Raw genomic sequence first — 10,761 nt, 5'->3', positions numbered from 1 at the left:
AACATTTTGATTTATTTTGTTGCGTTTTTTTTGCATTTCAAAAAATAAATTGTTCACTTTATAAGCGGTTCTGATTGTTTTGCCACATTACACAAGGCTTTAATTGGTGAGATATGAAAAGTAATAAATTAAAGACCAGTATAGATAGCTTTCAGAAAATACTAACTGAACAAATTGGCATGGAATTATCGCATCTTAGAAAAGAGAAAGGGCTTAGTGGTAGTGATCTAGCTAAAAAATTAAAGATATCACAACAACAAATATCTCGTTATGAAAGAGGAATATGTAGCATTAATTGTGGAATGCTATTTTCAATTTTATTTTATCTAGAAATTAGCCCGAGTGCATTTTTTGAAAGTGTATCATTGAAAATAAATGAAAAAAATCCTAGTGCTAATTCATTTATTCATAATAGTGAATGCTTATCCGATGAAAAGGATAACTACCATTATATTTTTAATCGACAAACAGAAATTATTTTAAATTCTTTATACAGCAAATAGTTATTTTAAAAATAATAAATTCTAACTATGCCCTACATCATGTTGGGTAATCATCACGTTGTTATATATAAATGAGGTTCAAATGAAAAAAGTATTTTTAGCCGCGCTAGTTTCTGCCGCTATTGCATCTCCAGCACTTGCTGATCAAGGGCATGGTAAAGTCACATTTAAAGGTGAAATCATTGATGCACCTTGCTCAATTAGTTCAGATTCTATTGACCAAACAGTATGGTTAGGCCAAATCGCTAACTCTGTTTTAGCGAATGGTGGTACTTCTAGCGCGAAGCAATTCAATATTGAATTGGAAGACTGTGTATTCCCGAAAGATGCAGATGATAAAGTGTACAACGATAAAGTGAGTATCACATTCTCTGGTGCTAGCGCTGCTTTCAACTCTAAATTACTCGGTGTAACAGGCTTAGATGCAACAGACCCAACTATTGCTGGCAACGTGGGTATTCAATTAACGGATACTAATGGTGCAGCGTTAAATATGGGAGTTGCAACAGCTCAAGAACACCAATTACAAGCGGGTGATAATACATTGCGTTATAGCGCTTATGTACAAGGTGCAAACGTTGCGGTTGATAAAATTCCATTAGGTAAATTCGAAGGCGTAACTAACTTTACCTTAACTTATAACTAATTGATTAGTTTAAGAGGAATACCTTTGTGTTCCTCTACTAATCACCAAATTAAGTCAGAGGTTAAAGTGAAAGGATTTATCTATTTGCGAAGAAAAGTATCTTCTCTATTTCTTCTAACATTATTTCTTTCGCCACAAATGGCTGCATCATCTCATGGATGGGGAAAAGTCACGATGAATGGCGAAATAGTCGATACTGCCTGCGCAATAGATATTGGGTCTAGGGATCAGACCATTAATATGGGGGTGCTTCCAACAAGCTATATTCGTGAAGTTGGGAAAGGCCCCATAAAAGAATTCAATATTAAGCTCATTGATTGTCGTTGGGAAAAATATTCGAAAGATAATAACGAATGGAATTCACTCGAAGTCACTTTTGATGGTCCATCAGAAGGTGATTTTTTCACACTCTCGGGTGAAGCAAAAGGAGTGCAATTGGCATTGCATGATATATCGGGATATTCCATTACACCAGGAAAGCCATTACCCGCATTAGGAATTACGCCAGGGACAATGATCCTGAAATATCAAATGCAATTAGTCACCAATTATCATCCTGTTAAAGCGGGTAATTACCAAACCTTATTAAGGTTCAAGGTCGATTATTATTAATTCTAAGAAATTATATTGGTGTTTTAGGGATGTTTTTTATGTTTTTTAAACAACACAAAATAAATATAATAACGACAACGATAATGATTACATTTGGATCATTATCCGCTCAGTTATATGCTGCCGATACCATACAATTTAATACGGCATTATTTGATTTAGAAGACAAAAAAAACATTGATATTAAGCAATTCTCACGTGCAGGCTATATTATGCCTGGTATTTATCCCCTCAAAGTACAAGTAAATAAAGAAACTTTACCTGAGCAACGGTTTTCATTCTATGCACCAGAAAACGACCCTGAAGATAGCCTCGTTTGTATCACACCAGAACAAGTCCAGCAGCTAGGATTAACAGCTAGTTCGTTGAAGCAAATTACGTGGTGGCATAATAATGAGTGTCTTGATTTACGCAGTTTGCCTGGCTTTCAAGCTCGAGGGGATTTATCTGACTCTACGTTGTATCTGAGTATACCTCAAGCCTACCTTGAATATAGAACAGCTAACTGGGATCCGCCTTCTTTGTGGGATGAAGGAATTTCAGGGGCTATTTTAGACTACAATATAAACGCAAGAGCGAATAAGCCTCATGATAACAATAGCAACTATAATGTGACAGCAAATGGTGTCGCAGGTGTGAACCTTGGTGCATGGCGCTTTAGGGGAGATTGGCAGGGGCGTGCTCAACGAGAAACTGGCTCGAATAGTAAAAATGAGCATGACTTTCAATGGAGCCGACTATACGCCTATAAAGCGTTAACCAGTATTAAAGCGAAATTGACCTTGGGTGAGGACTATTTTAACACCGATTTATTCGATAGTTTTCGATTTACAGGTGTTGGCTTACGCTCTGATATCTTAATGTTACCACCTAATTTACGTGGGTATGCACCTGAAATAACAGGTGTTGCTACGACAAATGCGACGGTGATTGTTAGCCAACAAGGGCGAATTATTTATCAAGAACAAGTCGCCGCGGGTCCTTTCCGTATTCAAAATTTAAGTGATGCGACGACGGGAAAACTGGATGTTCGAATCGAAGAGCAGGATGGTTCGGTTCAAGAATATCAGGTTGAAACAGCCAATATCCCTTATTTAACTCGACCAGGTAGTATTCGATATAAACTAGCGATGGGTCGCCCAACGGATATGGATCATCATGTCAATGGAGATACATTTGCGAGTGGTGAAATGTCGTGGGGTGTCACTAATGGTTGGTCATTGCTTGCTGGTTCATTAAATAGCCAAGACTATAATGCATTCAACGTGGGTGTCGGTCGTGACTTATTGGCATTTGGTGCCTTATCTTTCGATATTACGCATTCTATTGCAAATATTCCTAATGATAAAAAACTCACAGGTAATTCTTATCGAATAAACTATTCAAAACGTTTTGATGACTATGATAGCCAAGTTCAGTTCGCAGGTTACCGATTCTCAGAACGCAGTTTTATGACTGTAACCGATTTTTTAACGGCTAAAGATTCAGGTGAGCGTCAAGGTAGTAATAAAGAAATGTATGTGATTTCTTTAAATAAAAACTTTAGAGAATCGAGAATTACAGCTTATTTAAACTACTCGCACCAAACCTATTGGGATAAGCCAGAAAGTAATCGCTACAATTTAATGGTGACAAAAACCTTAGATTGGGGAAGCCTGAAGAATATTAATATTTCGTTATCGGCCTATCGTAATAAATATAACGAAACAAATGATGATGGCCTGTATATCTCAGCTTCAATGCCTTGGGGAAATGGTGCAAATATTGGTTATTCATTACAAGCAACACGGGATGATACTGTTAATCGAGCAACCTATTATGACAAATTGTCAGATAGAACCAATTATCAAGTCAGTGCAGGTTCGACCAACAAAGGTGGAACCGCAAGCACCTATATTACCCATTATGGTGATAATACTAAGTTAACTGCGAATGCCAGCTATATTCATAATAATTACACATCATTTGGGGTAGGGGCACAAGGCGGATTTACCATGACTTTAAATGGTGCGGATGCTCATCGAGTCTCAAATATTGGCGGAACTCGTTTGCTCATTGACACTGATGGTGTGGCTAAAATTCCCGTATCAGACCGAGGGATACCTATTGCATCAAATGCATTTGGTAAAGTGGTTGTCCCTGATTTAAATAGCTACTACCGCAGTAAAGTTAAAGTCGATTTAAATGCATTACCGAATAATGCCGAGGTAACGGATTCTATTGTTCAAGCGACATTAACAGAAGGCGCGATTGGCTATCGCAAATTTAATGTGTTGTCTGGTGAAAAGATGATGCTTTCAATGCGTATGTCTGACGGTTCTGCACCGCCATTTGGCGCTCAGATCACGAATTTGAAAGGAAAAGAAACGGGAATAGTCACTGATAATGGATATGCCTATGTTAGTGGTATCAACCCAAATGAAGTCATGATTATTCATTGGGGTGGTGAAGCACAATGTGAAATTAATTTTCCTGAAAATTTAGAAACAATTAACCAAGGATTATTTATTCCTTGTAAACCATTATCAAATAAACGTAATGAAGCAGATAATAATCTGTAAATGAGTGATTGCTATGAAAAAATTAACTAATTTATATATCAGTACTATTTTATTAAGCAGTTTAGTTAGCGGAAGCGCATTCTCGGCAATTGCTTTAGATAGAACCCGAGTTATTTTTAATGGCGATCAAAAAAGCGTTTCAATTACTATTACTAATAAAAATAACCAGCTACCTTATTTGGCTCAAGGGTGGATTGAAAATATTCAAGGGGTAAAAATCACTTCACCGTTTGCTGTATTACCGCCAGTACAGCGAGTTGAACCCGAAAAATCAAGCCAAGTCCGTATTGAGGCGCTTCCTGAAATTAGTCAGTTACCTCAGGATAGAGAAAGTGTTTATTACTTTAATTTAAGGGAGATCCCGCCAAAAAGTGATAAACCGAATGTTTTGCAATTAGCGTTACAGAGCAAAATTAAATTATTTTATCGTCCTAAAAGTATCATGCTAAGCGAAACAGAAATGCTGAATAACCCTTGGCAAGAAAAAACACAGCTTATTAAGCAAGGTGACCAATATATCATTAAAAACCCAACTCCCTTTTATATCACGATTATTGGTGCGGCTGAGCGAAAAAATTCACCGGTAAATCAGAATTTTAAGGCAGTTATGGTTGCACCATTTAGTGAAGAAAAATTAGGAGTTCCAAGTTCTACTGTGGGGGCAAATCCGGTATTGACCTATATAAATGACTATGGTGGCCGGCCAAAACTTCAATTTAAATGTCAAGCAAATACATGTCAGGTTGTTCCTGAAAGTAAATAGAGAGGAAAATGATGATTAATCAAAAAAGCTTTTCCTTACTCTTTGGATTATCTCTCATATTTCATTCAGCTGTGATATATGCGGCCTCAAATAATGCCTTTTATAACACAACAGGTAATTGGGATGTTGAAGGTGCAAATGGTAAAATTTTCGTTTATGGCTCATTAACGGAGAGTGCATGCCATTTATCGATGGATTCTGCATTTCAATCCGTTGATTTAGGAAATATTGAAACTGCATCATTAAAAACAATTGGCGCCCAAGGCCACAAGACGCCGGTAAACATCGAGTTATTGGATTGTATCGAAACCCCAACGGTATTGAGAAACAATAAATCCGGTAATGTCACATGGAGTCTTTCTCAGCCAGGTATGAAAATTAGGTTTATCACGCCAGTTGTCCCTTTTAGGCCGAACATAGCGAGAGTTGAAGGTGTTAATGGGCTTGGATTACAGATAACTAATCCTAAAGGAAAAGAAATTGCTTTTGGTGAGTACAGTGAACCTGAGCTTATTTCTCCGGGGCAAAATATTTTAACTTATTATGTAGCTCCCGTAAGAATCGCAGAAAAATTACAGGCTGGAGCTTATCGAAGTGTTATTTCTTTTCAAATAACGTATGAATAATCTTAATAGATTTTCTGATATAGCATTGAAGGTATTTATATGAATAACTTAAATTTCAATTTTTATAAATTTAAAAAAATAATACTCTCGATGCTATTAAGTTTGTTATTTTTTCCGTTACCGAGTCAGGCAAAAAATGGTCAAATCGGTGAAATTAAGATACGAGGACAACTTGTCGCAGAAGCTTGTACAGTAAGACCTGGTGATGAAAATATCATTGTGGACTTTGGTACTATTGTTAATAAATACCTCTATATTAACCAAAAAACACCACTTGAAAATTTTAATATTCATTTAGATGACTGTGATAATAGTATCTTTAGAACGGTGACCGTTAAGTTTACAGGAAGCGAAAATACCCATTTACCAGGCCTTCTTGCATTAGATTCTGGCAGCATGGCTTCGGGTATCGGAATTGAAATCTTAGAATTTAGTGGTAAAAAAATTCCTATTAATAGTACGACGCCTGCATACAATTTAGAGAATGGCACGAATATTTTAAGTTTTAATGCGAATGTGCAAGGGGAACCTGATGCAATAAAAAATAAAAGTATTGCGTTTGGCCATTTTACTGCAACCGCTATTTTTAGTTTAATTTATGATTAAGGTATCAGTAACAATGAAGATGTTAATATTACTTCTCGCAACCTTATTATTTTCCCCGACTATTTTTGCTTTCCAGTGTAAAACTAATGGAGGACAAGAAGTTGGTGGGGGAACACAAAGTATTTATGATGTTCCTCTAGATAATGATATTTTTGCTGTACCTAATCGTATAAATGAATTTGCGGATGTGAGTGATTTTATGACCTGCCGTAATGAAGCCCCTAGTGCTTATGTTGATTATTTAAATGTGACTGGTGCTGACCTTGGTCCCACATTTAAGAATAACCCAGAATTAAAAGCGGGAGTGGTCGTGCGTGGTGCTTACTATTTAGCACCATTTAGCGGTAAAGAAATTCAAGTATTTCGTTTAACCACAGCAAGTGAACCTTTACAAATTAAATTATATTTACAGGTAAATGTTAAACCAACGCCATCAGTTTTGGTAAGAAAAGGCGATTTGCTGATGACGTTAGATCTCCATAAATATGCGACATTTGTAAATAGTAATCAGCATATTGACCATGCTTATTTTAAATGGAATTTCTATGCAGGTAATGATGTAGTTGTTGGAACGGGTACGTGTGATATCAATGATAACCAAATCATCATTGTTGATTTTGAAACAGTAAATGCATCGGGTATTTCAACAGTGGGAAGTGCAAGCCGTTTTCAACGTAACGCAGAAATCACTTATAGTTGTGAAGATAATAATCTGACAGCGCCAATAAAGATGATTATTAGCGGAGAAACTTCGACTTTTTCATCTGACGCTTTACTTGTTAGAACTGGAGATATTGGTAGTCAAGGTCCTATTATGCCGGGATTAGGTGTTGAGATTTATCATCAAGGGCAAAGAGTTTCCCCTATGAATGGGCATTTCGATTCAAAAATAGAAAATGGGCATGGTAGAGACACACTAATGTTTACGCTAGTTAAAAAACCTAATTTATCGCCAAATGAATTGATAGAAGGCCAGTTTAGTTCAGCAGCTACCATTATTATGTCCACTCCGTAGTTATTGAAATAGAGAGGTTTTTATGTGGATGAAAGCCTCTATTTTTTCTCATCAGCTCTCTATGGTTACTGAGTAAATCGTGCCTATAAAAAATCACAATATATTGATGGTTTTTTATAAACACATTTTAGATTAGACAAAATAAGTTAAACACGCCGAATTTTGAATTATCCTCGTTAGCATATTTTCTTAAATAACATCACATAATTTCTCTATCAATGAAGCTCAAAGCCTATCAGGTCTCAGCGGCTAAAGGTATAATCACATAATTATCTGATAGATTTAGAGGCGAAGATGGCAAAACTCACCTTACAAGAGCAAATGCTAAAAGCAGGATTAGTCACCAGTAAGAAGATGGCTAAAGTGCAAAGAACGGCTAAAAAATCACGCGTTCAAGCGCGTGAAGCAAGGGAAGCCGTAGAAGAGAATAAAAAAGCACAGCTTGAACGTGATAAGCAATTAAGCGAACAGCATAAGCAAATGGTGCAATCCAAAGAGTTTAAAGCGCAAGTTAAACAACTTATTGAGATGAATAAAGTTGATATTTCAAAGGGAGATATTAGTTTTAATTTCACCGATAACAATGTGATCAAGCAAGTTGTTGTAGATAAAATAACACAAACACAATTGATCAGCGGTCGTCTGGCGATTGCCCGTTTAGCGATTGAGAATAGTGATAACAATGAGTATGTGATTATCCCTGCAAGTGTAGCGGATAAAATAACCCAAAGGGATGCGGATAGTATCGTACTCAATAATGCGCTCAGCCAAGAAGAACAAGATGAAGATGACCCGTACGCGGACTTTAAGATCCCTGACGACCTGATGTGGTAATATTCGTCATAACTTAAATTGAAGTACGGCTAGCGATGTGCACTTACAGGGCAGAGCAATTTATTTTACCAGTCATAAAATGAGACAGTGGTTACTTGGGCGTTAAAACGGGCTCGCACAGCGAGTATTAACGCTTTCTTGGCTAATGGGATGAACAAAATGCAGTTCGCTGGCGTGCAACATGAGCCGAGATGCATGCTCTGGTATTTGGCCCCCATATAGGTCACAGCCTAATATAGGGTGACCTAATTGTTGGCAATGGATACGAAGCTGATGCGTTCGACCCGTTTCTGGAATTAATTGGACTCGGGTTACTGGAAGCAATGTGCCATTATCTAGTGGGTGATACAGACGTTCAATCACGTGATAGTGGGAGCGGGCAGGTTTGCCATTAATTTCGCAAAGAGACATGCGAGGAAACAGTGCTGGGTCTCTTGCTATTGCAGCATCAATGATACCCTCATCATCAGTTAAGTGACCACAAAGTAGAGCTTGATATACTTTAATTACCGTTCGCTGGCTAAATTGTTGGCTCAGAGCGGCATTCACTGCTTTATTACGTGCAATCACCATTAATCCTGAAGTGCCAAAATCGAGTCGGTGAACAAGAGTACATTCAGGGAAGATTTGTACTAATCGGTAATGCACTGAATCTAAGTTTTGTGGGTTTTTTCCAGAAAGGCTTAGTAGGCCACTCGGCTTATTAATAAGAGCAAGATGTTCATCCTGGTAGATAATTTCTATCTTACCGTGGCAGGGCGGCGCAATAAAGGTGTCGATGATTTCAGTCATTAGCCTTTCCAACAAAGAATAGCGGTTGATAATAACCAATTTTTAGTATGCAGGCGAATGCTTGCTACTTGCATCACGTAAATTTATCACTCAGACTAAAAGTAAAGCCGTAGTCTGCACACGCATTGTGCTCTATACTGCGCGTTGTAAAAACTGAATCAATAAAAGATTAATTAGGCGGTAATGGCGATGAATGGAACGATCACAACATGGTTCGAAGATAAAGGTTTTGGATTTATCAAAGATGAGAATGGCGATAACCGTTATTTTCATGTGGTTAAAGTTGCCAACCCTGAGTTGATTAAAAAAAATGCTGTAGTCACTTTCGAACCGACGACAAATAATAAAGGGTTGTCTGCATTTGCAGTCAAAGTCATACCTGAAAGCAAATATATTTATATTGCGGGTGAGCGCATTAAGATTACATCTATAAAATCTTATCGCGTTTATTCGGTGGACGTGCCTGCCGATACACGTATTGATAAAGAAAATACTGTGTTATCTATTGGTGCATTGATGAACAGCATTAAACCTAAATCAGATAAACCGGACCAAATGCGCTCCTTGAAAAAATTAGAAATTAGCACATTACATGGTACTGCTTTAACATTTTCGGAAGATGAAATTGATATTGATGAAGCTGTGAAGCAACTCAAATTTAAGTGATTTTTTGTAAGGCAAATAGCGCTCAAGGGAAGCGCTATTTGCTTGTTTATCATGTTATTCTTTCTTCTACTATTCAGTACTAGAAAGCATCAGATTGACGACGAGCTCCCTAGTGAGAACACTCAATGTACCGTGTTTGTAATGGTGCTGATGAAGTAGCTGAATTATTTGTATAAAAGGTATCACAAAGGAAACAACCTATTGTGATACCAATTTTTCCTCGATTACTGTCGCATTTCACAAAAATCACTTCTTAAATTCAACATCGGTTGCTCATTTAACGTATAATCAATCGATTGGTTGCCTATATTGACTTTATTATCATAAAAAGAATGACTTCTGGGTTAATTAGGCTGATTAAGGGGGGGATATGTTGGATTTCTTAAAAAATTACGATAATTTAACCATTAGCGAAAAAAAAGTTTTAAAATACCTGACTGATAACATTACGGATATCCCTTACTTAAATATTAATGAGCTGGTTGCTAAAACCTTTGTTTCTAAAACAGTTATCATTAATTTATCGCAAAAATTAGGGTTTAGTGGGTTTAAAGAGCTTAAATTTCAGATTAATAATTATATTTTAACAAAAAATAAAACTGAAAAAATTATCCCGTCATCTTATAAAAAACAACTCGAAAAAAATATTAATAAAAGCTTTACGTTAATTAATGAAGAGCAAATTAGTGATTGTGCTAAAATACTACATAAATCGAGAAATATTTTTATTGTTGCAAGAGGAACAAGCAAAGCGGTTGGTTATTACCTTGAGCATTTGCTATTTGCGTTAGGACTACACTGTTTTTTCATTAATGACTACAATTTATCTGACTCTTTCACTCGATTAGTTAGCAAAGATGACACTGTCATTTTTATCTCGCTATCTGGTGGAACAAAAAAAATTATTGAAACAGCAAAAATTGTGCAATTAAAAGGGGCGAATATTATTAGCATGACCGCTTTTAATACCAATGAATTAACCACTTATACTGATAATACTCTGTTTTGTTTTGCCGATAATTTTGATACTAAAAGGGATGATACCAAATCCAGAATTGGCTTTTTTATTTTAGTTGATTTACTTATCAATGAATTAGAAAACCTACTTTAAACTTCCTTTTTTACTTCCTAAAAAAA

12 protein-coding genes are annotated in these 10,761 nt (G+C 36.5%); 11 read left to right on the top strand and 1 reads right to left on the bottom strand.

The window, feature by feature from the left end:
• Positions 1–113 precede the first annotated feature (113 nt).
• The 9 genes from PR683_RS14410 to PR683_RS14370 all read left to right on the top strand — a co-directional run bounded on the left by PR683_RS14410 (position 114) and on the right by PR683_RS14370 (position 8,166).
• Positions 114–503: a helix-turn-helix domain-containing protein gene (locus PR683_RS14410; RefSeq protein ID WP_004263121.1), complete on the top strand. Its 390-nt coding sequence runs from the start codon at positions 114–116 to the stop codon at positions 501–503.
• 82 nt (positions 504–585) lie between these two features.
• Positions 586–1,149: a fimbrial protein gene (locus PR683_RS14405; RefSeq protein WP_004266219.1), complete on the top strand. Its 564-nt coding sequence runs from the start codon at positions 586–588 to the stop codon at positions 1,147–1,149.
• Between the two features lie 84 nt (positions 1,150–1,233).
• The gene (locus PR683_RS14400) at positions 1,234–1,761 is read left to right on the top strand and encodes a fimbrial protein (RefSeq protein WP_042851703.1); all 528 of its coding nucleotides are present in this window, start codon (positions 1,234–1,236) and stop codon (positions 1,759–1,761) included.
• 29 nt (positions 1,762–1,790) lie between these two features.
• Positions 1,791–4,322 carry an outer membrane usher protein gene (locus PR683_RS14395; protein ID WP_042851471.1) on the top strand — a complete coding sequence of 844 codons (2,532 nt, stop codon included), beginning with the start codon at positions 1,791–1,793 and terminating at the stop codon, positions 4,320–4,322.
• Positions 4,323–4,335: 13 nt separating this feature from the next.
• Positions 4,336–5,085: a fimbria/pilus periplasmic chaperone gene (locus PR683_RS14390; protein WP_004266216.1), complete on the top strand. Its 750-nt coding sequence runs from the start codon at positions 4,336–4,338 to the stop codon at positions 5,083–5,085.
• An 8-nt stretch (positions 5,086–5,093) separates the two neighbouring features.
• Positions 5,094–5,711: a fimbrial protein gene (locus PR683_RS14385; protein WP_109912303.1), complete on the top strand. Its 618-nt coding sequence runs from the start codon at positions 5,094–5,096 to the stop codon at positions 5,709–5,711.
• A gap of 39 nt (positions 5,712–5,750) precedes the next feature.
• A complete protein-coding gene (locus PR683_RS14380) occupies positions 5,751–6,317 on the top strand; it encodes a fimbrial protein (RefSeq protein ID WP_004266214.1) in 567 nt (188 codons plus the stop codon).
• 13 nt (positions 6,318–6,330) lie between these two features.
• On the top strand, positions 6,331–7,332 hold the full coding sequence (locus tag PR683_RS14375) for a fimbrial protein (protein WP_004266213.1): 1,002 nt from the start codon (positions 6,331–6,333) through the stop codon (positions 7,330–7,332).
• 294 nt (positions 7,333–7,626) lie between these two features.
• A complete protein-coding gene (locus tag PR683_RS14370; protein WP_004266212.1) occupies positions 7,627–8,166 on the top strand; it encodes a DUF2058 domain-containing protein in 540 nt (179 codons plus the stop codon).
• 102 nt (positions 8,167–8,268) lie between these two features.
• On the opposite strand, the gene PR683_RS14365 is transcribed toward PR683_RS14370, so the two are convergent.
• Entirely contained in the window at positions 8,269–8,958 is a 690-nt protein-coding gene (locus PR683_RS14365; protein ID WP_004266211.1) for an RluA family pseudouridine synthase, read from the bottom strand.
• A 189-nt stretch (positions 8,959–9,147) separates the two neighbouring features.
• Between PR683_RS14365 and PR683_RS14360 the strand changes: the two genes are divergently transcribed.
• Positions 9,148–9,624 (top strand): cold-shock protein, encoded by a 477-nt coding sequence (locus PR683_RS14360; protein ID WP_042851702.1) that lies wholly within the window; start codon positions 9,148–9,150, stop codon positions 9,622–9,624.
• A 370-nt stretch (positions 9,625–9,994) separates the two neighbouring features.
• Entirely contained in the window at positions 9,995–10,735 is a 741-nt protein-coding gene (locus PR683_RS14355) for a MurR/RpiR family transcriptional regulator (protein WP_109912305.1), read from the top strand.
• The last annotated feature ends 26 nt before the right edge of the window (positions 10,736–10,761 follow it).

It is taken from the genome of Providencia sp. PROV269, from assembly GCF_028477785.1.
Classification (GTDB): domain Bacteria; phylum Pseudomonadota; class Gammaproteobacteria; order Enterobacterales; family Enterobacteriaceae; genus Providencia; species Providencia rettgeri.
The sequence above is the reverse complement of the archived record's forward strand: the minus strand, read 5'-3'. Positions and strand labels throughout refer to the sequence as shown.

Bases quoted from the DNA above. Each gene is read 5' to 3' on its own strand.
- PR683_RS14390 (WP_004266216.1), top strand. From the start codon at position 4,336: ATGAAAAAATTAACTAATTTATATATCAGTACTATTTTATTAAGCAGT.
- PR683_RS14410 (WP_004263121.1), top strand. From the start codon at position 114: ATGAAAAGTAATAAATTAAAGACCAGTATAGATAGCTTTCAGAAAATA.
- PR683_RS14380 (WP_004266214.1), top strand. From the start codon at position 5,751: ATGAATAACTTAAATTTCAATTTTTATAAATTTAAAAAAATAATACTC.
- PR683_RS14395 (WP_042851471.1), top strand. From the start codon at position 1,791: ATGTTTTTTATGTTTTTTAAACAACACAAAATAAATATAATAACGACA.
- PR683_RS14360 (WP_042851702.1), top strand. From the start codon at position 9,148: ATGAATGGAACGATCACAACATGGTTCGAAGATAAAGGTTTTGGATTT.
- PR683_RS14405 (WP_004266219.1), top strand. From the start codon at position 586: ATGAAAAAAGTATTTTTAGCCGCGCTAGTTTCTGCCGCTATTGCATCT.
- PR683_RS14375 (WP_004266213.1), top strand. From the start codon at position 6,331: ATGAAGATGTTAATATTACTTCTCGCAACCTTATTATTTTCCCCGACT.
- PR683_RS14370 (WP_004266212.1), top strand. From the start codon at position 7,627: ATGGCAAAACTCACCTTACAAGAGCAAATGCTAAAAGCAGGATTAGTC.
- PR683_RS14355 (WP_109912305.1), top strand. From the start codon at position 9,995: ATGTTGGATTTCTTAAAAAATTACGATAATTTAACCATTAGCGAAAAA.
- PR683_RS14385 (WP_109912303.1), top strand. From the start codon at position 5,094: ATGATGATTAATCAAAAAAGCTTTTCCTTACTCTTTGGATTATCTCTC.
- PR683_RS14365 (WP_004266211.1), bottom strand. From the start codon at position 8,958: ATGACTGAAATCATCGACACCTTTATTGCGCCGCCCTGCCACGGTAAG.